Source organism: Piscicoccus intestinalis NBRC 104926 (assembly GCF_001515525.1).
Classification (GTDB): Bacteria; Actinomycetota; Actinomycetes; order Actinomycetales; family Dermatophilaceae; genus Kineosphaera; species Kineosphaera intestinalis.
The window spans coordinates 1-22140 of the sequence record NZ_BCNQ01000077.1 but is presented as its reverse complement, the minus strand read 5'-3'; the positions used below and the strand labels follow the sequence as shown (position 1 = coordinate 22140).

25 protein-coding genes are annotated in these 22140 nt (G+C 72.0%); 16 read left to right on the top strand and 9 right to left on the bottom strand.

Annotated elements, in window-relative coordinates:
- Window positions 1-265: 2'-5' RNA ligase family protein (locus PINTE_RS22760; protein ID WP_281178890.1), on the bottom strand; the 265-nt coding region annotated here is incomplete at its 3' end.
- 115 nt (window positions 266-380) lie between these two features.
- On the opposite strand from PINTE_RS22760, the gene PINTE_RS12950 reads away from it, so the two are divergent.
- On the top strand, window positions 381-1439 hold the full coding sequence (locus PINTE_RS12950) for a LacI family DNA-binding transcriptional regulator (protein WP_068431245.1): 1059 nt from the start codon (window positions 381-383) through the stop codon (window positions 1437-1439).
- 30 nt (window positions 1440-1469) lie between these two features.
- Here PINTE_RS12950 and PINTE_RS12945 read toward each other — a convergent pair whose 3' ends face one another.
- The 3 genes from PINTE_RS12945 to PINTE_RS12935 form a co-directional block, all read right to left on the bottom strand.
- A complete protein-coding gene (locus PINTE_RS12945) occupies window positions 1470-1772 on the bottom strand; it encodes a hypothetical protein (protein WP_068431241.1) in 303 nt (100 codons plus the stop codon).
- Window positions 1773-1869: 97 nt separating this feature from the next.
- Complete coding sequence (locus PINTE_RS21970) at window positions 1870-3669, bottom strand: D-arabinono-1,4-lactone oxidase (RefSeq protein ID WP_169798526.1); 1800 nt, start codon at window positions 3667-3669, stop codon at window positions 1870-1872.
- 82 nt (window positions 3670-3751) lie between these two features.
- Window positions 3752-5077: an MATE family efflux transporter gene (locus PINTE_RS12935; protein WP_157087230.1), complete on the bottom strand. Its 1326-nt coding sequence runs from the start codon at window positions 5075-5077 to the stop codon at window positions 3752-3754.
- Window positions 5078-5578: 501 nt separating this feature from the next.
- Between PINTE_RS12935 and map the strand changes: the two genes are divergently transcribed.
- The 8 genes from map (at window position 5579) to PINTE_RS12895 (ending at window position 11287) form a co-directional block, all read left to right on the top strand.
- Window positions 5579-6352, top strand: coding sequence for a type I methionyl aminopeptidase (gene map, locus PINTE_RS12930; protein WP_068431236.1), 774 nt, complete (start codon window positions 5579-5581; stop codon window positions 6350-6352).
- 98 nt (window positions 6353-6450) lie between these two features.
- The gene (locus PINTE_RS12925; RefSeq protein WP_084343560.1) at window positions 6451-7344 is read left to right on the top strand and encodes an amino acid ABC transporter ATP-binding protein; all 894 of its coding nucleotides are present in this window, start codon (window positions 6451-6453) and stop codon (window positions 7342-7344) included.
- Between the two features lie 20 nt (window positions 7345-7364).
- A complete protein-coding gene (locus PINTE_RS12920) occupies window positions 7365-8195 on the top strand; it encodes a glutamate ABC transporter substrate-binding protein (RefSeq protein ID WP_068431233.1) in 831 nt (276 codons plus the stop codon).
- Between the two features lie 100 nt (window positions 8196-8295).
- Window positions 8296-8976 (top strand): amino acid ABC transporter permease, encoded by a 681-nt coding sequence (locus PINTE_RS12915; RefSeq protein ID WP_068431230.1) that lies wholly within the window; start codon window positions 8296-8298, stop codon window positions 8974-8976.
- Window positions 8973-9860 carry an amino acid ABC transporter permease gene (locus PINTE_RS12910; RefSeq protein ID WP_068431228.1) on the top strand — a complete coding sequence of 296 codons (888 nt, stop codon included), beginning with the start codon at window positions 8973-8975 and terminating at the stop codon, window positions 9858-9860. Before PINTE_RS12915 ends, PINTE_RS12910 begins: the two co-directional genes overlap by 4 nt.
- A 67-nt stretch (window positions 9861-9927) precedes the next feature.
- A complete protein-coding gene (locus tag PINTE_RS12905) occupies window positions 9928-10329 on the top strand; it encodes a hypothetical protein (RefSeq protein ID WP_068431222.1) in 402 nt (133 codons plus the stop codon).
- Window positions 10330-10491: 162 nt separating this feature from the next.
- Window positions 10492-10866, top strand: a complete 375-nt coding sequence (locus PINTE_RS12900; RefSeq protein WP_068431219.1) for a hypothetical protein — start codon at window positions 10492-10494, stop codon at window positions 10864-10866.
- Window positions 10859-11287: a hypothetical protein gene (locus PINTE_RS12895; protein WP_068431215.1), complete on the top strand. Its 429-nt coding sequence runs from the start codon at window positions 10859-10861 to the stop codon at window positions 11285-11287. The genes PINTE_RS12900 and PINTE_RS12895 overlap by 8 nt, the downstream gene beginning before the upstream one ends.
- 40 nt (window positions 11288-11327) lie before the next feature.
- Here PINTE_RS12895 and PINTE_RS12890 read toward each other — a convergent pair whose 3' ends face one another.
- From PINTE_RS12890 to PINTE_RS12875, 4 genes are all read right to left on the bottom strand, one after another.
- Window positions 11328-11864, bottom strand: coding sequence for a DinB family protein (locus PINTE_RS12890; RefSeq protein ID WP_068431248.1), 537 nt, complete (start codon window positions 11862-11864; stop codon window positions 11328-11330).
- Between the two features lie 69 nt (window positions 11865-11933).
- On the bottom strand, window positions 11934-12689 hold the full coding sequence (locus PINTE_RS12885; RefSeq protein ID WP_068431212.1) for an ABC transporter permease: 756 nt from the start codon (window positions 12687-12689) through the stop codon (window positions 11934-11936).
- Window positions 12686-13447 carry an ABC transporter permease gene (locus tag PINTE_RS12880; RefSeq protein ID WP_068431210.1) on the bottom strand — a complete coding sequence of 254 codons (762 nt, stop codon included), beginning with the start codon at window positions 13445-13447 and terminating at the stop codon, window positions 12686-12688. The genes PINTE_RS12885 and PINTE_RS12880 overlap by 4 nt, the downstream gene beginning before the upstream one ends.
- A gap of 59 nt (window positions 13448-13506) precedes the next feature.
- Entirely contained in the window at window positions 13507-14421 is a 915-nt protein-coding gene (locus PINTE_RS12875) for an ABC transporter ATP-binding protein (RefSeq protein ID WP_306304858.1), read from the bottom strand.
- A 363-nt stretch (window positions 14422-14784) separates the two neighbouring features.
- Between PINTE_RS12875 and PINTE_RS12870 the strand changes: the two genes are divergently transcribed.
- From PINTE_RS12870 to PINTE_RS12840, 7 genes are all read left to right on the top strand, one after another.
- Window positions 14785-15426 carry a MauE/DoxX family redox-associated membrane protein gene (locus tag PINTE_RS12870; protein WP_157087229.1) on the top strand — a complete coding sequence of 214 codons (642 nt, stop codon included), beginning with the start codon at window positions 14785-14787 and terminating at the stop codon, window positions 15424-15426.
- Entirely contained in the window at window positions 15427-16320 is an 894-nt protein-coding gene (locus tag PINTE_RS12865; protein ID WP_068431201.1) for a hypothetical protein, read from the top strand.
- A gap of 86 nt (window positions 16321-16406) precedes the next feature.
- Window positions 16407-17033: an urease accessory protein UreH domain-containing protein gene (locus PINTE_RS12860; RefSeq protein ID WP_068431198.1), complete on the top strand. Its 627-nt coding sequence runs from the start codon at window positions 16407-16409 to the stop codon at window positions 17031-17033.
- A 58-nt stretch (window positions 17034-17091) separates the two neighbouring features.
- Window positions 17092-17649 (top strand): hypothetical protein, encoded by a 558-nt coding sequence (locus PINTE_RS12855; RefSeq protein WP_068431195.1) that lies wholly within the window; start codon window positions 17092-17094, stop codon window positions 17647-17649.
- Window positions 17650-17651: 2 nt separating this feature from the next.
- Window positions 17652-18887: an LGFP repeat-containing protein gene (locus PINTE_RS12850; protein ID WP_068431192.1), complete on the top strand. Its 1236-nt coding sequence runs from the start codon at window positions 17652-17654 to the stop codon at window positions 18885-18887.
- A gap of 89 nt (window positions 18888-18976) precedes the next feature.
- Window positions 18977-20350: a UTP--glucose-1-phosphate uridylyltransferase gene (locus PINTE_RS12845; protein ID WP_068431188.1), complete on the top strand. Its 1374-nt coding sequence runs from the start codon at window positions 18977-18979 to the stop codon at window positions 20348-20350.
- A gap of 5 nt (window positions 20351-20355) precedes the next feature.
- Window positions 20356-21099 carry a SanA/YdcF family protein gene (locus tag PINTE_RS12840; protein ID WP_068431185.1) on the top strand — a complete coding sequence of 248 codons (744 nt, stop codon included), beginning with the start codon at window positions 20356-20358 and terminating at the stop codon, window positions 21097-21099.
- Between the two features lie 19 nt (window positions 21100-21118).
- On the opposite strand, the gene PINTE_RS12835 is transcribed toward PINTE_RS12840, so the two are convergent.
- Window positions 21119-22140: AEC family transporter (locus PINTE_RS12835; protein ID WP_217996590.1), on the bottom strand; the 1022-nt coding region annotated here is incomplete at its 5' end.

Genomic DNA, 22140 nt, shown 5'->3' with positions numbered 1-22140 from the left:
CCGCGTCGGGGAACGCACCGCCGCCGGCCAGGCGCACCGGGCCGACCGTGCGCGCCGCGGCCGCCTCCCCCAACCGCTCGACCAGCTCGTCGACGTCGCGATCCGCCACCTCCGGCAAGAACGCCAACGTCAGGTGCAGGTGCTCGTCGCGGGTCCACCGCGGCGCAGGCGCCCCGGCTCCCGACGCCTCACGACGCGGGGTCAGGAAGTCCGACAGATCCTCGACAGCGGGCTGGGGCGGCAGAACGGCGACGAAGGCACGCATCCACCCATCCTGCGCCACACCCGCGCCACCATGAGGCGGCCTCTCGCCAGCGCGACGCCGAAACGATTCGACTAGCCTGAGGCACGCTTGCCCGCCGACCCAGCCGAGGACCACCGTGAGCGACCCGCGCCCCACCCTCAAGGCGGTCGCGCGCCGGGCCGGCGTCTCGGTCTCCACCGCCTCCCTCGTGTTCAGCGGCCGCGGCCCCGTCTCGAAGCCCACCGCCGACAAGGTGCGCGCCGCCGCACGTGACCTGCACTATCTCGGGCCCGACCCGCTCGCCTCCTCCCTGCGCCGCGGCCGCGCCGGCGTCGTCGCCGTCATCATCGAGGGGCGCCTCCTGCACGCCTTCCACGACCCCTACGCCGTGCGCGTGCTCGACGGCCTCGCCGCCGTGCTCGACGACATCCCGACCGGCATGCTGCTCATGTCGCAAGACCCCGCCCGCCCCGAACACGCCATCGAACGCCTCGCCGGCACCGCCCTCGACGCCACCGTCTTCCTCGGCTGCGGCCCGGCCGCCAACCCCCTCGTCGAACACCTCGTCTCCCGCGGCATCCCCATCGTCGCCCTCGGCGCCCCCCGCGGCCCCGGCGTCGTCTGCGTCGACATCGACAACCGCGCCGCCAGCCGCGACCTCGCCGCCCACCTGCGCGGTCTCAGCCACCGCCACCTCGGGATCGTGGCCCTGCCCACCCCAGCCGGAGCCGGTGTCGCGCCCCTGCGCACCCTGCTCGACTCCCCCTTCCCCGACGTCGCGGAGCGCGCCCGCGGTGTCGCCGACGTCGCCGGCCCCGACGTGCCCGCGATCGTCGCGCCGGGCAGCGACATCGAGGCCGGTCAGAGCGCCGGGGCGACCCTGCTCAGCGCGGCCGACCCGCCCACCGCGATCATCGCCCAGAGCGACCTGCTCGCGGCCGGCGTGCTGCGCGCCGCCCACGACCTGCGCCTGCGCGTGCCGCGCGACGTCTCCGTCGCCGGCTTCGACGGCGTGCCGCTGCCGTGGTGGGACGAGCCCGGTCAGCAGCTGACCACCGTCGTGCAGCCCGGCGACGCCAAGGGCGCCGCCGCCGGCCAGGCCGTGCGCGACCTCCTCGACGGCGAGCACCCCGCCGACGTCACGCTGCCGACCACCCTGCGCCTCGGCTCCACGACCGCGCCGCCGAGCCGCTGAGGGCCTCCGGAGGCACCGGAACCGGTCTCGCTACCTGCGGACCCCTTCAAACGCCCGCCGCGCCAGCCGCTCCCACTCGCTGACGTCGTCGGTGGGCACCTCCACCCAGCGCCCGTCACCGGCCGGCGCACTCGTCTCCAACGCGAGGGCGTCGCCGAGCCCCGGCGTGCCCGGCGGCAGCAGGAACGACATGTGCTCACCGCGCAACCGCGCGAACGGCCGGCCGTCGCGGCCCAGCACCCGCTCACCCGAGTCCTTGCCGTCGGACAGTTCGGCCGCGCCCGCGTCGGCCAGGTCGGTGGCGAGCTTGTCGAAGAGTGCGTCGACGTTCATGAGCACCCATCCTGGCCCGCCGGCCCCGCCCGCGCGCCTCGGACGCGCCCCTTTCGGACGCGCCCCATCGCACGCGCCGCCTCCGACACGCCCTCGTTCAGTCTCCGAGCACGCGCGTCAGGTACTCGTTGCCGAACAGCCGCTGCGGGTCGACCGCGTCGCGCACCGCGACGAAGTCGTCGAACCGCGGATAGAGCTCGCGGAGCCGGTCCGCACCCAGCCCGTGCAGCTTGCCCCAGTGCGGCCGCCCCGCGTGCTCGCGCACCATCGCCTCGACGTCGGCGAAGTACGAGCTCGGCGGTGCGCTGTGGTGCTCGTGCACCGCGAGATAGCCGGTGTCGCGCCCGAATCCCGGCGAGAGCCACACGTCGTCGGCCGCCCCGAAACGCACCTCGACCGGCATGCCGACCACCGGGTCTCGGCGCGCGAAGTACTCCCGCAACCCGGTCAGCAGCGGCACGAGCGACGCCGCGGGCACCGCCCACTCACACTCCCGGAACCGCACGTCGCGGCGCGTCACGAAGACCTCGTGCGAGGGCGCCACGAACGTGCGCGCCGACAGCGCCCGGCCCGCGACCTCGTTGAGCGCGGGCACCCGCGCCGGCGACCGCGACCCGAGCCGGCAGACCCGCTCCAACACGGTGTTCGACAACAGGTCGTCGTCGAGGCGCCGCCGCCAGTCGGCCAGCCGCGGCCCGTCCTCGCCCGGCCCCAACCGCGTGTTGCGCTTCACGAGCGCCCGGTCGGTGTGCGGAAAGACGTACAGATCGACGTGGTCGGTGTCCGCACCCCAGGCCGGCAGCCGCTCCAGCACCGCGTCCAGCCGCTCCGGGCGCTCCTGCGCCCGCACGAGAAACGCCGGCACGCAGGCGAGTTCGACCTCGGTGACGATCCCGATCGCGCCGATCCCCAGCCGCGCGGCGGCGAACAGCTCCGGCCGCACGTGCCGCGAGCACTCGACGATCGAGGCGTCCGCGAGCACGAGCTGCACCGCGGTGACGCACGCCGCCAGGCCCGGGAATCGGGCTCCGGTGCCGTGGGTTCCGGTGGCCAGCGCGCCGCTGATCGTCTGGGCGTCGATGTCGCCGAGGTTCGGCATCGCCAGCCCCTGCTCGGCGAGCATCTGGTTGAGATGCCGCAGGCGCGTGCCCGCCCGCACCCGCACGAGACTGACCGACTCCCCCAGCGCGGCCGGCAGGCCCAGCGCGCTCGCCCGCGCCACATTGCGGTCGACACCGGCCAGCCCGCACATGCCCGACAGGTCGACGAGCACGCCGTCGGTGAGCGCCACCGGCGAGAACGAATGCCCCGAACCCACCGGTTTGACGCTCCGCCCCACCGCCCGGGCCGCCCGCACCACCTCGGAGACGGTGTGCAGCGGCGAACGCCGCGCCCCCAGGTGCGCGGGCCCGACCCGCAGCGAACAGTCGATGTCGAGCCACACCCGCACCGGGCCGCGCCGCGCGGGCGCGACCGCGCGCACCGCCGACCCGATGAGCGCCAGCTGCTCGGGGGCGTCGACGACGAGCGCGATGCGCTCCCGGGCGCGGTCGTCGCCGGCCAGCTCACCCACCGCGGCGGCATCGACGCACGGGTACGCGACGAGGATGTCGCCGCCGATCTGCGTGCCGGCGAGCCACAGCGCCTCGCGCAGGCTGAACGCGAGCAGCCCCTGGAAACCGGGCCGGGCCAGGGCCCGGGCGATGAGGTGGCGGCAGCGCACCGACTTGGTGGCCAGACGGATCGGGGCGCCACCGGCCCGGGCGACGAGGGCGTCGGCGTTGCGGTCGAAGGCGTCGAGGTCGACGACGGCCAGCGGGGCGGCCCGGCTCCCGGTGGCCCGGTCGAGCCGCGCATAGCGGTGGGCGGTCACCTCTCGCGCGTCGTCGGTGCTCACCGACCCATCGTCGGCCATGGCCGCGCGCCCCACAGGCGGGCTGAGATACCGCCGACGCACGGGCCGAACCGGCTCCGGGTGCTCAGTGACCCTCGCGCACGCCGGTCGGCGAGCCCTGCTGGTTCTGCGCCCGATCGGCCGCCATGCCCTCGTCGGTCTGCAGGTGCTCGATCTCGTGGTTGTACCGGCCGCGGGCACCCTGCACTGCGGTGTAGGTCCAGAACGGCAGGATCACCGACTCGCTGATCGCCATCGCCCACGCGGCACCCGGCGCGCCGAACATCAGCGTGCCCGGGATGAGCAGGCCGAGCAGGATCGGCGCCTTGACGAGGTTGAGCCGGTAGGTCTTCTTCGCCAGACCCATGCCGAGCATCATCGCGCCCGGTCCGGAGCCCAGGGCCGACGCGACCGCGTTGATGCCGAGCGCGACGAGCACGCTCTGCGCGCCGGTCCAGGAGTCGCCGAAGAGTTGCACACCGGCGGCGTCGGGGAGCAGCAGCAGCACGGTGACGTAGCTGAGCGAGATGAGCGTCATCGCCCCCGAGACGGCCGACATCGCCTGAATCCGGCGGCGCGGCCCCATCCGCGGCCGACGCGAGATCTCGGGTACGGCGAACGCGAGCGCCGCGGTCCACAGCACGTTCAGCGGGCCGAGCAGGGTCTGCCCGGCGCGCACCGCACCGGCGTCCCGGGTCGTCCCGAGTACGGGCACGAGCATCGATCCGAACTGGGCCGCGCCGAGGCCGAGGGTGTACTCGGCGAGCAGGTACTTCGTCAGCTGTCGCTGCCGGCCCACCCAGGCCCACGCCCCGCGCAGCTGGGGCCGGCACCGCAGCACGTACATGCCGGTCATCGCGGAGATCACGGCCGCCACACCCCAGGAGAGCGTGAGCAGGCCGACGTTGTGCACCCCGGCCCAGATGAGCGCGAACAGCAGCGCGAACTGGGCGACCACCTTGACGCAGTCGATGAGGGTCGCGTGGTCGGCCCGGCCCTGCGCGAAGAACGCCATGCGCAGCACGTCCTGCGCCATGAGCAGCGGCAGACAGACCGCCACGGCGAGCAGCGCCTCGGCCAGCGCCCCCGAGAGCAGCACCCCGAAGAGCGCGCACAGGAGCCCGAAGATCGCCCCGAGCCAGATCGTCACGCCCTGGCCCTTCGCGACGGCCACGCGGAAGTCGCTCAGGGAGTCGGCGCTGTGCAGGATCTGCAGCGGTTGCCCGACGACGGCCTTCCCGATGGCGACCGCGATCCCGTAGATGAGGAAGCCGACCGAGAAGGCGCCGAACGCGTCGGCGTCGACCGTGCGGGCGACGACGATCATGAGAAGCATGTTCCCCAGGGCCGACAGCCCTTGATCGACGACGTTCCATCCGGCCCGCTTGGCGAGCCCAACGAATGACGCCACGGCTCTCCCTCGGTCTCGTTCGTCTGTGTCGCGGTTGTCGTCTGTCGCGTTGTCGATGGTGCGCTGCGCCGCCCGGAACATCTGTCTCATCGGGCGCTCGGCGGCGATGATCAGAGAACGGCGGCCTCCGGCCGCGTGAGAGGTGCACCAGGCGTCGCAGGCCGAACATCGTGAGTGTAGGTCGCACGTCGGCGCGTCCGCGAATCCTGACGTTGCGTGAGAATGCATGTTCAGGCGCACGTCAGGGTCGTGTCACCGACGAACCACCCGCGGTCGCACCCCGCGCGGCCCACCCGACGCCTGCCGAACGTCCGCTCTTCCGGTGGAATTCGGGACACATCACCCACATGGGACGACCCGGCAGACGGGTGCGACCGGTGTCGACACCGCCTCGAGAGATCCTCGTCACACCGGGTGTTCGGCGGTGCGCCGGACCCGCCGTACGCTGCGCGCCGCCACGACATAGCCTGGAACCTCACCGCACCACAGGAAAGAGCAGCAGTGATCGAGTACTTCACGTCTCGCGAGATCGAGGCGATGCGTCCGGCCGGCGAATTCGTCGCCGGGGTCCTGGCCACCTTGGAGTCGGAGATCACCGTCGGCATGAACCTGCTCGACATCGACGCCCGCGCCCACGAGCTCATCCGGCAGCGGGGCGCGACGAGTTGCTACATCGACTATCACCCCTCGTTCGGGGCGTCCCCGTTCGGGCACGTCATCTGCACCTCGGTCAACGACGCCGTGCTGCACGGACTGCCGCACGACTACACGCTGAAGAACGGCGACCTGCTGAGCATCGACTTCGCGGTCTCGGTCGACGGCTGGGTCGCCGACTCCGCCCGCAGCTTCATCGTCGGCGACCGGCACGACCCGGCCGACCAGAAGATCATCGACACGACGGCCGAGGCCCTCGACGCGGCGATCGCGGTGGCGCACCCCGGTAAGAAGCTCGGTGACATCTCCGCGACGATCGGCGACATCGCCCGTCGCGAGGGTTACCGCGTCAACACCCAGTTCGGTGGGCACGGCGTCGGACGCACCATGCACGGCGAGCCGCACGTGCCGAACGACGGGCGCGCCGGCCGCGGGCTCAAGCTGCGGCCCGGCCTCGTCATCGCCATCGAGCCGTGGCTCATGGCCGGCACCGACGAGATCTTCACCGACCCCGACGGCTGGACCCTGCGCAGCACCGACGGATCCCGCGGCGCGCACTCCGAGCACACCATCGCCATCACCGACGGCGACCCGATCGTGCTCACCGCGCGGCCCGACTGAGCGCACACCCCGCTTTCGCGCCGCTTCGTCGCGTCACGATTGGGTCGCAACTTTCCTCGTGAGCGAACCTTGTCGGAGGTCTCGCCTACTCTCCGGGAATGACCGACTCCACCGAGCCCGCCCGCGACGAGCGCGCCGAGCCACCTGTCGAGCCGCCCGCCGGGGCTGCCGGGTCTGCCGGGTCTGCCGGGTCTGCCACTGAGGCCGGCTCCGGTTCCAGCCCCGGGCCCGGGCGACGCCGCAGCGGCCGCCCCGGCCGCCCGCTGGTCGTGCTCGAGGGCGTCAACAAGCACTTCGGCGACCTGCACGTACTGCGCGACATCGACCTGGTGATCCACGAGGGCGAGGTGGTCGTCGTCATCGGCCCCTCGGGCTCCGGCAAGTCGACGCTGTGCCGCACGATCAACCGACTGGAGACCATCGAGAGCGGGTCGATCAGCGTCGACGGCAAGCCGCTGCCCGAGGAGGGCAAGGCGTTGGCCAAGCTGCGCGCCGAGGTCGGCATGGTGTTCCAGTCGTTCAACCTGTTCGCGCACAAGACGATCCTCGACAACGTCACCCTCGGGCCTGTGAAGGTGCGGGGAGCCGGTAAGGAGCAGGCCCGCACGCGCGCGCAGGAGCTGCTCGAACGGGTCGGGGTGGCCCATCAGGCGGGCAAGTACCCGGCGCAGCTCTCCGGTGGCCAGCAGCAGCGGGTGGCCATCGCCCGCAGCCTGGCGATGGATCCCAAGGTGATGCTGTTCGACGAGCCGACGTCGGCGCTCGACCCCGAAATGATCACCGAGGTGCTCGACGTCATGATCTCCCTCGCCGACGCCGGCATGACGATGGTCGTCGTCACGCACGAGATGGGGTTCGCCCGGCGCGCCGCCGACCGGGTCGTCTTCATGTCCGACGGCGAGATCGTCGAGCAGGCCGCCCCCGAGGAGTTCTTCACCAACCCGCGCTCGGCGCGCGCCAAAGACTTCCTCGGCAAGATCCTCACCCACTGAAAACCCCGATAGGAGAACCCATGAAGACGCACCTGGGAGCCACGGCCCTACTGGCCGCGGGCGTGCTCACTCTGGCGGCGTGCGGCGCGGGAGCATCCGGCTCCGGCGGAGCCCCCGCTACCGACGGCGGCAACACGCTGCGCGTCGGCATCAAGTTCGACCAGCCCGGCCTCGGGCTGCAGACCGGCAACACGTACAGCGGCTTCGACGTCGATGTCGCCAACTACGTGGCCCAGGAGCTCGGCAAGACACCGACGTTCAGCGAGGCGCCGAGCCCGCAGCGCGAGACCCTGCTCAAGACGGGCCAGGTCGACATGATCGTGGCGACCTACTCGATCACCGACAAGCGCAAGCAGGAGGTCGGCTTCGCGGGGCCGTACTTCGTCGCCGGCCAGGACCTCTTGGTGCGCCAGAACGAGACTGCGATCACCGGACCCGACACGTTGACCGGCAAGAAGCTGTGCTCGGTCAAGGGGTCGACGTCGGCGCAGAAGGTGCAGACCGACTACCCGGGCGTGCAGCTGCAGGAGTACGACACCTACTCCAAGTGCGTCGAGGAGCTGGCCAACGGCACCGTCGACGCGCTGACCACCGACAACACGATCCTCGCCGGCTACGCCAGCCAGCAGCAGTACCAGGGCAAGCTCAAGGTCGTCGGCCAGACGTTCAGCCAGGAGCGGTACGGCGTCGGCCTGCCGCACGGCGACACGCAGACGTGTCAGCAGGTCACCGACGCGCTGAAGAAGATGGTCGAGTCCGGGGAGTGGCAGAAGGCCGTCGACAAGAACTTCGGCCCGGCCGGCTTCAAACCCGGTGAGGGCAACCCGCCGACCCCTGACGCCTGCGCCTGACCACCCCGACCGGACAGCGACCCAGCAGTGATCTCCACTCGCGTGCCCGGGGTGGGCCGACCCCGCCCCGGGCACGCGTCCCCGCGTCGAAAGGACCCCCATGGGTGAACTCTTCGCGACCTACGACGTCGTCGGCGCGTTCTTCATGACGATCAAGCTGGCGGTCGCCGCGACCATCGGCTCGCTGATCATCGGCACGGTCGTCGCGGTCTGCCGGCTCTCGCCGGTGGGCGTGCTGCGCTGGCTCGGCGCCGCGTACGTCAACATCGTGCGGAACACGCCGCTGACGCTCATCACCGTGTTCACGATGCTCGGGTTGCACTCCAACCTCGGGCTGCGCGTGGCCGACCCGTACTCGCCGACGAGCGTGGTCGACACGGCGTTCCGGTGGGGGGTGATCGCCCTGTCGGTGTATCACGCGGCGTTCGTCTGCGAAGCCCTGCGCAGCGGTGTCAACACCGTGCCGGTCGGGCAGGCGGAGGCGGCGCGCTCGATCGGCCTGACCTTCACCCAGAACCTGCGCTACGTCATCCTGCCGCAGGCCTTCCGCGGGGCGATCGTGCCGCTGGGCAACACGATCATCGCGCTGACGAAGAACACGACGGTCGTCGCCGTCATCGGCGTGGCGGAGATCGCCTACCTGACCGCCACGATGATGGAGAACGACCCGCAGCTGCTCGTGTGGATCTTCCTGACCGTCGCGCTCGGGTTCGTCGTGCTCACGCTGCCGATCGGACTGGCCACCACCCACTTCGGTCGCAAGCTGGCGGTGCTGCGATGAGCGCTCCGATCCAGCTGTTCGACGCCCCCGGCCCCCGCGGCCGCGCACAGCAGCGCTTGCTCGCCGCGGCCTTCGCGGTCATCGCCGTCGGTGCGCTCGCCCTCGTGCTGGTGCGCCTGGGCGAGCGCGGCAACCTCACCGCCGCAAAGTGGCAGCCGCTGGTCTCGCCGCAGGTGTGGCAGTTCTGGATCATTCCCGGCCTCATCAACACGCTCTACGCAGCGGCCATCTCGATCGTGCTCGCGTGCGTGCTCGGGCTCCTGCTGGGTCTGGGCCGGCTCTCGACGGTCGCACCCCTGCGCTGGGTGTGTGCGGTCTTCGTCGAGTTCTTCCGCGCCGTGCCGGTGCTCGTCATGATGATCTTCTCGTTCTGGATCTACGCCTATTCCGGCGCGGTGCCCTCGGCCTATCTCGCGCTGGCCGGCACGATCACCGGCCTGACGTTCTACAACTCGAGCGTGCTGGCCGAGCTCATCCGGTCCGGGGTGCACAACCTGCCCAAGGGTCAGGCGGAGGCGGGCCTGTCGATCGGTCTGACCCGCGGGCAGACCCTCATGAACATCCAGCTGCCACAGGCACTCACGGCGATGCTGCCGGCGCTGGTCGGCCAGCTCGTCGTCATCCTCAAGGACACCGCGCTCGGCTACCAGATCACCTACGCCGAGCTGCTGCGTCAGGGCGAGCGCATCGGCTCGAACTTCGGCAACATCGTGCCCGCGCTCATCGTCATCGCGGCGATCTTCATCGTCATCAACTACGCCTTGACGAGCTTCGCGCAGTGGTTGGAGCACCGGCTGAGCCGGCGTGGCCGGGTCGCCGGCGGCGCCGCGCACGCGGACCCCCTGCAGACCGACGTCGAAGCGGCCGACTCCGCCCGGGTGTGAAACAATCCCTATGGTCGGTGAAGCATCACCTACCATCCCCCTGATCCCCTGCATGAGGAGCCACGACATGAGCCTCGCTGCCGCACCCGCCCGCCTCGCCGCCGGGCTGTTCATCCTCAACTCCGGCCTGGGCAAGCGCAACCTCCCCGAGGAGGCCGCGCAGGGCCTGCGCGACATGGGCGCCGTCGGCGTGCCGCAGCTGGCCGACGTGCCGGCCAAGGACTTCGGCCGTTACATCTCCTACGGCGAGATGGGTCTGGGCGCCGCCCTGCTCACCCCCAAGGTGCCCGGTTGGGCCGCGGGCGCCGCACTCGGCGCCTTCAGCGCCGGCCTGCTGAACATGTACCGCAAGACCCCCGGCATGACCGTCGACGGCATCCGCCCCACCCAGGAGGGCACCGCCGTCGCCAAGGACGTGTTCATGCTCGGCATCGCCGGCACCCTCATCCTCGACTCGATCTTCAACTGACCCGAGTCGGTCCGGCCGGGCCGAGTCGGTCCGGCCGGGCTGGGCGCGACCCGGCCCGGACTGGCTGGGCCCGGCCCGGTCGACCCATCGGGCGGCAGTAGAGTCGGGGCAGTTCCGGGGCCCGGTGGGCCCCTCGCCGACCTTCGCTGGAGACACGCCGCCGTGCTGGGCATCATCATCGCCGGGATGTGGGTGGTCACCGCCTGCGGCGCCCTCCTGCTGCTGCTCGCGGCGATCGGCCGCGCGCCCCGGGCGGTCGCGCTCGGGCTGTGCGCGCTCGCCTATGTCGCCACCCTCGTCGGCATCGGCGTCAACGTCGTGCTCCTCGTGCAGGGCTGGCGGCTGCCCGACCTGCCCACCCACCTCGGGTACCTCATCTCGCTGCCGTTCATCATCCCGGCCGGGTACGCCCTGACGTACAAGAAGATCGACCGCTGGGGGTTGCTCATCCTCGGGGTCGCCACCCTCATCGGGGCGATCATGATCGTGCGGCAGATCCAGACCCTCGGCATCCCGTTCGGCTACCTCAATGTCTGAGCGCGTCACCCGCCCCGGCGCGGCGGTCGGCGAGGCCGCGGTTCCGCCCGGCCCAGGGCGCATGTTCACGCTGCTCTACGGGATCTTCGCCGTCGGCGCGACCTCCCGCAGCGCGGTGCAGCTCATCGAACGGGCCTCGTACGCGCCGGTGGCCTACGGCCTGTCGGCACTGTCCGCGCTCATCTACGTCGTCGGATTCGTGCTGCTGCTGCGCTGGGGCCACCCGGGCTCGCGGCAGGCCATGCGCACCCTGTGCATCGTCGAGCTGACCGGCGTCATCGTCGTCGGCACGCTGTCGATCGCGCGCCCCGACCTGTTCCCCGACGCCACCGTGTGGTCCGACTTCGGCATCGGCTACCTGTTCCTGCCGGCGATCCTGCCGATCCTCGTGCTGCGCTGGCTGTCGAGAACGCCCGGCTGAGCCGTCGCCCTGCTCGACCGGCTCGACCCGCTCGACCTGCTCAGCCGGCGACGTCGACGAGGTGGTGCTCGATGTCGTGGTGCAGGTACAGCGCGAAGGTCTCGACGGCGAAGCGGGCCCCGTTGCTGCGCAGGCCGGGCCGCTGCCAGTCGTCGCCCTGCACGGTGTCGAAGCGGTCGGCCAGGGCCCGCGCCGCCTCGTCGTACTCGCGGGCGACGATCGCCGGGTCCTGCTCGGCGTAGCGACCCGCGACGGCCGCAGCATCCTGGTCCCAATCGTCGAAGCGGGCGTCGTCGCTGGTCAGCATCAGCTCGAGGCGGCTTAGGAAGACCCGGCACACGTCGCGCGCGTGGCAGGAGTACTCGAGGTCGGACCAGCGGTCCGGGCGGTCGCGCAGCTCGACCGACGGCCGGGCCAGCACCGCCTCCCAGCGCGGGATCGTCGTACGCAGCCAGTCGCCGGTGCCCGTCGCCGCGACCGCAGGGTCGTCAGGGGCGAATCCGCACTCGGCGCAGCCCTCCTGCAGGACCACGGTCCAGTCCTTGCCGTCGGGAACGATCTCGTCGGGGGCGCTCATGCCCGCCATTGTGCCGCCCGGTCGGCGCGCTGCGCCCGGTCGGTCTGATCGCGACTGCGCCTCGGCGCCTCAGGTGAGCAGCAGCTGGGCCAGACGCCGGCGGGCGCCGAGCATGCCGAGGGTGCCGAGGGCGGCGAGGTAGACCACGGAGACGAGCGAGGCGAGGCCGACGGCGCCGGTCGTCAGTTCCCGGCACAGCACGACCCCGCGGTACAGCGGGGTGGCCTCGATGAGCCAGCGCACCGGCCCGGCGAACGCCTCCAGCGGAAAGAACGTGCCACTGAACAGCACCATCGGCATGAGCAGCAGCGTGACGTACTCGAAGTCCTGCCAGTTCTTCATGTAGGTCGTCGCCCACATCCCCAGGCCCGCGAACGTATACCCGATGAGCAGGCAGGCCGGCAGCGCGAGCAGCGCCCACCACGACGTCGCATAGCCCATGACCAGCATGATGAGCAGGAAGCCCGCCGAGTAGATGCCGCCGCGAGCCAGCGCCCACGTCGTCTCCGCCACCGCGATGTCGCCCGTGGTCAGCGGCGTCGCGAGCACCGCGTCGTAGAGCTTGGCGTGCTTGAGGCGGAAGAAGATGTTGAACGTCGCGTCCATGATCGCTCCGTTCATCGCCGAGGTCGCGAGCATCGCCGGGGCGACGAAGTTGGCGTACGGCACGAACTGCCCGCCCATGTCGAAGCCGCCGATGAGGGCGCCCACCCCGACTCCGATGGAGAACAGGTAGAAGACGGGCTCGGCGAAGCCGGTGAGGAAGACGACCCATTCGCGCCGGTAGACCAGCGCGTTGCGGGAGACGAGCCGCCAGGCGTTCACGCGATCAGCCTCCGTTGCAGTCGGCGCACCGCGAGGGCAGCACCGAGGCCGCCGAGCACGAGCAGGTAGGCCAGGTGGCCGGCGGCGGCGAGCCAGTCGACGTTCTCCAGCATCGCCATGCGGGTCAGCTCCACCCCGTGCCACAGCGGCAGCGCCTTGGCCAGCCACTGCACCGGCTCCGCGAGGTTGGCCACGGGAAAGAACGCCCCCGAGAACAGGTACATCGGCACCTGCACGACGCGGTAGAGGAACGCGAAGGCGGAGTCGGTGCGCAGCCCGGCCGTGAACGCGAACACCGGCCCGGCGAACGCGAAGGCGAGCACGAACTGCACGAGCAGGGCGCCGAGCGCGCCGCCCCAGCCGGCGTAGAGCCCGAACAGGGCCAAGGCCAGCATGAACACCGCGCACGACGCCCCCACCCGCAGCACGATCGCCGCCAGGTGCCCGACGGCGATGTCGCTGACCCGCAGCGGGGTCGCCATCATGCCGAGATAGGTCTTGTCCCACATGATCTTGCCGAAGACGGGCCACGTGGCGTCGCCGACCGCGAGCAGCATGGCCTGCCCGGCGAGCAGCCCGGGGGCGAGGAAGTGCAGGTAGCTGGGGGCGCCGTCGAGGGCGCCGACCTGCACGTAGCGGCCGAGCATGAGGCCCATCGCCGCGACGTACAGCAGCGGAGTGAAGAATCCGGCGACGACGCTGCCCTTCCACGTGCGCCGCTGCACGGTGAGCCAGTAGTCGACCTGCCTGCTGGCCATGGCCCAACGACTCGGGGTCGGGGCCAGCGAGCGTGTCGGTGAGTGCGTCATCGTCGCCATCAGTCCACCAGCGTGCGCCCGGTCAGGTGCAAGAAAACGTCCTCGAGCGTGGCGCGGCGCACGAGAGCGGTCACCGGCGCGAGACCGCGGGCGTGGGCGGCGGCCAACACAGCCTCCCCGTCGTCGGCGTAGATGAGGAGCCGGTCCGGCAGCACCTCGACGCGCGCGCCGAGGTCGGTGAGCCGGTCGGCGTGCTCGGCGTGGTCGACGACCCCGAGCCGCACCTCGGCGACCTCGCGGGTGCAGTGCCGCGCGATGAGCTCGGCGGGAGTGCCGGCCGCGACGATGCGGCCGCCGTCCATGATGACGAGCCGGTCACACAGCTGCTCGGCCTCGTCCATGTAGTGCGTCGTCAGCACCTGGGTGACGCCGGCCTGCTTGAGGCGGTACAGCTGGTCCCACAGGGCGTGCCGGGCCTGCGGGTCGAGGCCCGTCGTCGGCTCGTCGAGCAGCAGCAGGTCGGGGCGATTCATCAGCGAGCGGGCGATCGTCAGCCGCCGGCGCATGCCGCCGGACAACTCGTCGACCCGGGCGCCGGCGCGCTCGGACAGATGGGCGAACGCGAGCAGCTCGTCGGCGCGCTCGCGCACCGTGCCCCGGGACAGGCCGAAGTAGCGCCCGTAGACCGTGAGGTTCTCCCGCACCGACAACTCGGTGTCGAGCGTGTCGTCCTGCGGGCACACGCCGAGACGGGCACGGATCTGTGGGCCGCGGGTCGCCGGATCCATCCCGAGCACCTCCAGCACACCTCCCGATATCGGGGAGGTCGTCGCGATCATGCGCATCGTGCTGGACTTTCCGGCCCCGTTGGGACCCAGAAACCCGAACACCTCTCCGCGCTCCACCTCGACGTCGATTCCCCTGACCGCCTCGACGGTGCCGAATCCCTTGCGCAGCCCCACTGCGCGAACCATCGACTCCGCCATTGCACGGACGCTACTGCCCGCAGTTGGACGAGTGACCATGCTTGCGGGTGAGTTTACGAACTTCTGACCAAATTCTTGCCACTCCATCACCGCAGCCGTCCAGGTCAGCGCGGGGATGGGCCTGGCGGCCCCGTCGGACGACCGCCAATTGCATTGCGCCCGACTTGCCCTCGCCGCCCCACCCCGCGATACCACGGGGTCCGCGAGAAGGCGTAGCTGACCCCGTCGACACCCGGCCAGAGCCGCAGCAATTGCCGACCGCTATTCATTTCCATAATTCTCGGACGTTCGACTTGTCGAATGCCGAGACAATGGGGTGCGAATTCAATTCTCCCAATTTACGCTCAGTTCGTGCCTTCCTTTCTCGTCGCCCCTTATGGGGCCGCCTGCGTGCTGCTCATCATCGCCGGGGCGCCGAAGGTGGCCGACCCGACTCCGCTGGTCAAGGCCGTCCGGTCGGTCGGCGCACCCGCGCGACCGGCCCTCGCCCGACTGATCGCGGTCGTCGAGATCGCCGTCGGCGCAATCGGTCTCGCCGCCGTCGGGCGCACGAGCGCCGCCGCAGTCGCCGCCGCCTACATCGTTTTCACGGTTTTTATCGTGGTGGCGCTGCGGCGCGGTGGCGTGGTCTCGTCCTGCGGATGTTTCGGAAAGGCCGACACACCGCCGTCCCGCACCCATGTCGCGGTCACCGCGGCCGTCGCCGTCGTGGCCGCCGCGGTCGCGTTCGCGCCGGGACTCGCCCGCACCCACCCGGAGCCGGGTCTGCTGGGTTCGGCCGCGACCGGCCAGGGGCTGTTCGGCTCGGGTCTGACCGTGCTCGACGTGGCCGGCGTGGCGCTGCTGACCTTCCTGCTGTGGCTCGTGCTCGCCGTGCTGCCGACCACCACCGTGGCCGCCGTGCGCAGCATCAACGCCCGCCGTTCTCCCACCATGACCCCCGCCATGGCCCCCGCCATGACCCCCGCCAACACCCCCACCGTGGAGGCCTGAATGCTCGCTGCCGTCATCACCCTCGGCGCCGCCGTCGCGCTGCTGTCCGTGCTCGTGCTCGGGCTGTTGCGCAGCCACGCGCTCATCCTGCGTGCGCTCGACGAGCTCGGCGCCGGACTCGATCTGGAGTCGGAGGCGAGCGCGGGCGGGGCCAACGAAGCACCCGCGACGGCACGGGGTCGCGCGCGGCGCGCGGGCAAGCCCGGGCCGGTGCCGCTGGAGCTCGGCGAGGGCGTCGTGCCCGGCCGCGCCACCGGCTCCGCCGACCCCCAGCGCAACGGTGCCGACCACGCCCCGGACATCGTCGGCGAGCACCTCGACGGCTCCCCCGCGGGTGTCGAGGTGAGTGCGCCCGGCTCCTCGACGCTGTTGGCGTTCCTGTCCAGCGGCTGCAGCGTGTGCCGCGAGTTCTGGAGCCGTTTCGCCGAGGGCCCCGACGAGCTCGACGTGCCCGCCGGCGCCCGCCTCGTCGTCGTCACGCAGGGGCCGGACAACGAGAGCGTCAGCTCCCTGCGCCGACTCGCCCCCGACAGCGACAGCGGCGTCGAGGTCGTGCTCTCCGACGGGGGCTGGAGCGACTACGACATCCCCGGCTCCCCGTACTTCGTGCACGTCGAGTCGGGCGTCGTCACCGGCGAAGGCAGCTCGACGACGTGGGAGCAGGTGCGCGGCCTCATGGGCCAGGGCGTCGCCGACATCGCCGAGGCCCGGAGCCGGCGCGGCGCGGCGGCGGGTTCCGGGCCCGCGGGCGAGGAGATCGGCCGCGGCAGCCGCGACGACCTGCCCCGCATGGACGCCGAGCTCATGGCCGCCGGCATCCACCCGGGCCACCCGAGCCTGTACGACGACCCCGACACCGCCGGCGAGGGCCGCGGCGCCCAGGGGGCCCCGTGAGCCTGCTGACCCTCGGCCTGATCGTCGGGCTGCCGATGGCGGTCGTCGCCGCGGTGCGCTCGACGTGGTCACCTTGAGGCGAGTCGATGCTCTCGAGCATCAGCCCGCTAGGTGAGCGGGCCCGAGGATCACGGTGGTGGCTGACGACAACGGCCTATGTCGTCGGCTCGCTGGCCGGCGGGGCGCTGATCGGCGTCGTCGCCGGCGCCATCGGGGCGGTGCTGGCGCTGCCCGCGCGGGCCGTGTTCGGGTCGGCGACCGTGCTCGTCGGCGCGCTCGTCGTGGCCGCGGCCTTCCTGCTCGGGCTGGCGGTCGACACCGGCCGGGTCGGGCGCGGGCTGCCGTCGTGGCAGCGGCAGGTCGACGAGCAGTGGCTGACCCGCTACCGCGGCTGGGTGTACGGCGTCGGGTTCGGGCTGCAGCTGGGCCTGGGCGTCGTGACGATCGTGCCGAGCTCGACGACGTACGCCATGCTCGCCGCCGCGGCCCTCACCGCGAACCCTGCCGCGGGCGCCCTCGTCGGCGCGGTCTTCGGGCTCGTTCGGGCGCTGCCCGCGCTCGTCGTCGCCCGGGTCGAGGAGCCCGCGCAGCTGCACGACCTCTTCCGTCGCCTACAGGCCTGGGCCACACCGGCCGATCGGATGGCACGCGCCTCGTTGGCCGTCGGCGCCCTGCTCGCCGTGACCCTCGCCCTCGTCCCGCTCGCGCGGTGACCCCGCCCGCTGACCTCTCCCGAACAGCCCGTCTCACTCCAGCCGCACAGGAGCGCTCATGACGTCGACACCGACACCGCCGGTCAGCCGGTCCGCCTCGACCGTCGAGAGGTTCGGGCTCGCGGCGAACCCCGCGGGAGGCTGGTCGGTCGACATCCGCCGGCAGGCGCCCCCGCAGCGGCTCACGGTCTCCTCGATCGACAAGGTCGGGGTGCTGGCCAGCAACGGCGAGGTGCACCTGCCGGTGCTGCACGCGGCGACCGTGCCGCTGCCCGCCGACCGCGGCGACTTCGGCTCCGGCGCCGTGGAACTGCTCACCCCGACCGACATCTTCGTCGCGCTCGTCGAGTACGGCCCGGAGGTCGCCGACCAGGGGCTGTTCGCCAACCAGGGGCTGCCGCGGCTCGCGCCGAGCCACTTCGACCCCGACAACCTGCAGCGCCCGCAGCCGGCGGTGAGCGCCGCGCAGTACTTCTTCTCCAGCGGCGGTCGCGCGTTCTGCCTGTTCACCGTCATCGGCGCGCACCGGCGCCGGATGGCCACCGCCCCGCGGGCCGCCGCCATGGTGCGCGGCATCCGCATCACCCCCTACCGCAACCTGCCCTCCGGAGGCTGACGATGTCGACGCTCACGCAGATCACCGACTCCCCCCGCGGGCTCGTGCGGGTCGTCGGCCGGCTCTCCGAACGCCTCGGCGTGAGCCGGCGCGGATTTCTCCTCGGCGCGGCGGTCGCGGGCTCGGCGACGGTCGTCGACCCGGTCGGGTACCTGCTGCGGCCGCAGACCGCGTACGCCACGGTGTGCGGCCCGGGTGCCGGGCGCACGAGCGGCTGGACGGTCTTCTGCTGCACGATCAACAAGGGCGTCAACGCCTGCCCACCGGGCAGTTTCGCGGCGGGTTGGTGGAAGGCCGCCGACTCCTCGTGGTGCTGCGGCGGCTACCGCTACATCGTCGACTGCAACGCCAAGTGCACGAAGTGCGGCTGCGCCCGGGGCAGCACGATGTGCGCGAAGAAGTGCTGGAACTGCAGCTGCGGGCGCGGCTCGAGCTCCACGTGCGACCAGCGCCGGGTGTGCTGCAACGCGTTCCGCTACGGGCAGTGCAACACGCAGGTGCGCTGCAGCGGCGGCGTCGTGTGCCGGGTGGCCAGCTGCGTGCCGCCGTACACGTTCGAGTCGTGCACCCGCACCTCGCTGCGCGACGACCGCACGAAGGAGCACAACGCCCCCTGCCTGCAGGGCTGCGGGCCGATTCTGCGCAAGTACAACGCGATGGGCGCGCAGCGCTCCTACCTCAAGGGCTCCCGCGGACCCGAGCGCGCGGTCGGAGACGGTGTCGGCCGCTATGTGCACTACCAGGGCGGCGCGATCTACTGGACGAGCAAGACCGGGGCGCGCTCGCTGACGCTCGCGGCGCTGACGGCGTACAACAACTTCGGCGGGCCGCGCGGGCAGCTGGGGTACCCGCTGACCGACTCCGGCACGACCGCCGAGTGGACGCAGCGGTTCCAGCACGGGCTCATCGTCAAGGGCGCGCGCACGACGCCGCAGACGCTGTGGCGCGAGGTGCTCACCGTGTGGCAGCGCATGGGGTCGGGCGCCGGCATCCTCAACTACCCCTCCGGGCCGCTGACCCACCGCAAGGACGGCGGCTGGGAGCAGCCGTTCCGCAACGGCGTCGTCATCTGGAGCCGGACCACGCGGCCGTTCGGGGTGGCCCGGCACGTCTACCTCGCGTGGATCAAGGCCGGTGGCGCCACAGGCCGGTACGGCTACCCGCTGTCGGACACCGAGCAGCTGGCCAACGGTAAGTTCCGCGGCCGGTTCCAGGGCGGCACGATCACCGCGCCGTGAGCCCCACCCGCCCGCTGCGCCGGCCTGCACAGACCCGGTCTGGCTCTTCGCCGGGTGGCCTGTCGGTGCCCTCGCCTACGATCGACGTCATGAGCACCGAGGGTCTGCAGCAGGCACGCGAGAAGATGACGGCCGCCGGCGTCAGCGACGCCGCGATCGCGGTCTTCGAGCACTATTACGGCGAGCTGGAGAAGGGGGCGACGGGCCTGATCAGGGAAGACACGATCTCCCCGCTGCTCGACCCGCCGATGCTCGACGACGTCGAGATCTCCGACGAGCAGGCCCGCGAGGCGATCGCGGCGACGGTCATCATCAAGCTCAACGGCGGGCTGGGCACCTCGATGGGCATGAGCAAGGCCAAGTCGCTGCTGCCGGTGCGCGACGGCAAGACGTTCCTCGATCTGCTCGTCGACCAGGTGCGGGCCACCCGCGCCGAGTACGGGGCCCGGCTCCCGCTGCTGTTCATGAACAGTTTCAACACCGACGACGACACGCTCGCGGCGCTGGCGAAGTACGACGACCTGCCGGTCGACGGGTTGCCGCTGAGCTTCGTGCAGAGCCAGGAGCCCAAGCTGCGCGCCGACGACCTGACGCCGGTGGAGTGGCCGGCCGACCCGCGGCTGGAGTGGTGCCCGCCGGGGCACGGCGACCTGTACCCCTCGCTGCTGTCGACCGGAGTGCTCGCCCAGCTCGTCGACGCGGGCTTCCGGTACGCGTGCGTCTCCAACTCCGACAACCTCGGAGCCGGTCCCGACGCGGTGCTCGCGGGCTGGTTCGCCCAGTCGGGCGCGCCCTACGCGGCGGAGGTGTGCCGGCGAACGGCCATGGACCGCAAGGGCGGTCACCTGGCGATCCGCAAGAGCGACGGGCAGCTCATCCTGCGTGACACCGCGCAGACCGCGGACGAGGAGATGGAGTTCTTCACCGACGAGCACCGGCACCCGTACTTCCACTGCAACAACCTGTGGTTCGACCTGCGCGCCGTGCTCGACGTGCTCACCCAGCGCGACGGGGTGCTCGGGCTGCCGCTGATCCGCAACGCCAAGACCGTCGACCCCAACGATTCGGCGAGCCCGGAGGTCATCCAGATCGAGTCGGCGATGGGCGCGGCGGTCGAGGTCTTCGAGGGCGCGCAGGCGATCTGCGTGCCGCGACGCCGGTTCCTGCCGGTGAAGACGACCAACGAGCTGCTGCTGCTGCGCTCGGACGCCTACGACGTCGGCGACGACGGGCGGCTCACGCTGGTCGCCGACCCGGCTCCGGTCATCGACCTGGCCAAGGCGTACAAGAAGATCGGCGACTTCGATGAGCGCTTCGCCGCCGGGGCGCCCTCGCTGCGCGGCGCGCGGAGCCTGACCGTCGAGGGCGACTGGAGCTTCGGCGCGGGCGTGGTCGTCACGGGTGACGCGACGCTGGGCGACGAGGGCGGGCGCGTCGACGACGGCGCCACCTTGGGGAGTTGAGACACGTGGCCGGCGCGCGTTCCGGCGCCGGCTCTCTCGGCGCGGCCACCCCGCAGCTGCACTGGGGGCCGTCGACGAGCAGCCGCCTGACGCGTGCGGCGGTCTTCGCGCTGGTCGTGGGGGTCGTCGGCATCGGCGGGCCGGCGCTGTGGACGACCCGGGAGGCGTCGGGACGCGTAGTCACCGTCTCGGCGATGGGTGCGGTGTCGCCGCGGCCGGTGGCGCTCGTGCTCGGGGCCGGGCTCACCCGCGACGGCTCCCCGCAGCCCTTCCTCGCGGCCCGGCTCGACGTCGCCGCCCAGTTGTATCAACAAGGCGACACACGGGTCCTGCTGCTGTCGGGTGCCCGCCGGGGCGACTCGTACGACGAGCCCGCGGCGATGCGCGCCTACCTGTTGTCCCGCGGGGTGCCCGCCGAGGCAATGGTGCTCGACACGGCCGGCGACGACACGTACGCGTCGTGCTACCGGGCGGCCGAGGTGTACGGCCTCGACGAGGTGCTCGTCGTCAGCCAGACGTACCACCTGCCGCGGGCCCTGGCGATCTGCCGGCACCTGGGTCTCGACGCGCTCGGAGTCGGCGACGACAGCATGCGGCAGCGCCAGCCCGGCATCTGGCGAGAGGGCGAGCTGCGCGAGTACGGCGCCAACGTCAAGGCCGTCTGGGACGTGTTCGTGCGCACCCACCCCGCCCAGGTGCAGGCGCATCGCGACCCAGCCGTGCGAGCCGCGCTCGCGGGCGGGCGCTGACCATCCGCGCGCGCCGGCCCTACAATGCCTGCCCGACGAGGAGCCAGAGCGGGATCGTCACGAGAGCGGCGACGGTCTGCACGGCGATGATCGCGGCCATGAGAGCGGCGTCGCCGCCGAGGCGGCGGGCGAGCATGTAGGAGCTCGTGGCCGTCGGCAGCGACTGGAAGAGCAGCGCGACGAGGGCGGTCGGGCCACTGACGCCGAGGGCGAGCGCGACGCCGGCGGTCATCGCCGGCACGACCGCGAACCGCAGCCCCATCGACCAGGCGATGAGCGCGGTGGTCACGGCGGTGCCTTCGGGGCGGCGCAGCCCGGCTCCCACGCACAGCAGGCCGATCGGCAGGGCGGCGGTGCCGAGGATTCGCACGAGTTCGCCGACGCCGACGAGCACCTCGCCGAGGGCGGGGGTGTCGAGGGCGGCCGCGCCGGGGCCGCTGCGGCCCGCGAGCTGCAGCGCCATGCCGAGCACGCACGCGACGACGAGCGGGTTGGTGGCGACCTCGCGGGCGATCGCCGCGATGCGCGTGTGTCCCTGGCCGTGCCGGGCCAGCGTCAGCGTCGAGGTGATGTTGACGAGTGGCACGAGCACGGCGTTGCACAGGGCGGCCAGCGCCAGCCCCTCGGCGCCGAGCACGGCGGTGGCCACGACGAGCCCGATGTAGTTGTTGAACCGCACCCCGCCCTGGAAGACCGACGAGAACGCCGGTCCGTCGCGGGTGATGAGCGGGCGCAGCAGCCACGTGACGACGGCCGCGAGCACCGAGGAGATCGCGAGCACGAGGGCCATCGACCCGACTCCGAGGCCCGTGAAGTCGGCCTTGGCCAGGCCGGAGACGAACAGCGCGGGCAGCAGCACGAAGTAGGCGAGCCGCTCGAGGTTGCGCCAGAACTCGTCGGTGAACCGCCAGCGGTGGCGCAACGCCCAGCCGAGCGCGATGAGCGCCGCGGTCGGCAGCAGCGCGGACGTCAGGGCGCCCGCGTCGACCTGGCCGGTCACCGGGCGCCCGGGCGCGGGCCCGCCTCCGCGGCCGTCTGAGT

What these genes read in the sequence shown, in the direction of transcription:
- PINTE_RS12945 (WP_068431241.1), bottom strand. Translation starts at nt 1,772, where the DNA reads ATGAACGTCGACGCACTCTTCGACAAGCTCGCCACCGACCTGGCCGAC.
- PINTE_RS12925 (WP_084343560.1), top strand. Translation starts at nt 6,451, where the DNA reads ATGACCGACTCCACCGAGCCCGCCCGCGACGAGCGCGCCGAGCCACCT.
- PINTE_RS12920 (WP_068431233.1), top strand. Translation starts at nt 7,365, where the DNA reads ATGAAGACGCACCTGGGAGCCACGGCCCTACTGGCCGCGGGCGTGCTC.
- PINTE_RS12915 (WP_068431230.1), top strand. Translation starts at nt 8,296, where the DNA reads ATGGGTGAACTCTTCGCGACCTACGACGTCGTCGGCGCGTTCTTCATG.
- PINTE_RS12910 (WP_068431228.1), top strand. Translation starts at nt 8,973, where the DNA reads ATGAGCGCTCCGATCCAGCTGTTCGACGCCCCCGGCCCCCGCGGCCGC.
- PINTE_RS12905 (WP_068431222.1), top strand. Translation starts at nt 9,928, where the DNA reads ATGAGCCTCGCTGCCGCACCCGCCCGCCTCGCCGCCGGGCTGTTCATC.
- PINTE_RS12895 (WP_068431215.1), top strand. Translation starts at nt 10,859, where the DNA reads ATGTCTGAGCGCGTCACCCGCCCCGGCGCGGCGGTCGGCGAGGCCGCG.
- PINTE_RS12890 (WP_068431248.1), bottom strand. Translation starts at nt 11,864, where the DNA reads ATGAGCGCCCCCGACGAGATCGTTCCCGACGGCAAGGACTGGACCGTG.
- PINTE_RS12880 (WP_068431210.1), bottom strand. Translation starts at nt 13,447, where the DNA reads ATGGCCAGCAGGCAGGTCGACTACTGGCTCACCGTGCAGCGGCGCACG.
- PINTE_RS12875 (WP_306304858.1), bottom strand. Translation starts at nt 14,421, where the DNA reads ATGGTTCGCGCAGTGGGGCTGCGCAAGGGATTCGGCACCGTCGAGGCG.
- PINTE_RS12865 (WP_068431201.1), top strand. Translation starts at nt 15,427, where the DNA reads ATGCTCGCTGCCGTCATCACCCTCGGCGCCGCCGTCGCGCTGCTGTCC.
- PINTE_RS12860 (WP_068431198.1), top strand. Translation starts at nt 16,407, where the DNA reads ATGCTCTCGAGCATCAGCCCGCTAGGTGAGCGGGCCCGAGGATCACGG.
- PINTE_RS12855 (WP_068431195.1), top strand. Translation starts at nt 17,092, where the DNA reads ATGACGTCGACACCGACACCGCCGGTCAGCCGGTCCGCCTCGACCGTC.
- PINTE_RS12850 (WP_068431192.1), top strand. Translation starts at nt 17,652, where the DNA reads ATGTCGACGCTCACGCAGATCACCGACTCCCCCCGCGGGCTCGTGCGG.
- PINTE_RS12845 (WP_068431188.1), top strand. Translation starts at nt 18,977, where the DNA reads ATGAGCACCGAGGGTCTGCAGCAGGCACGCGAGAAGATGACGGCCGCC.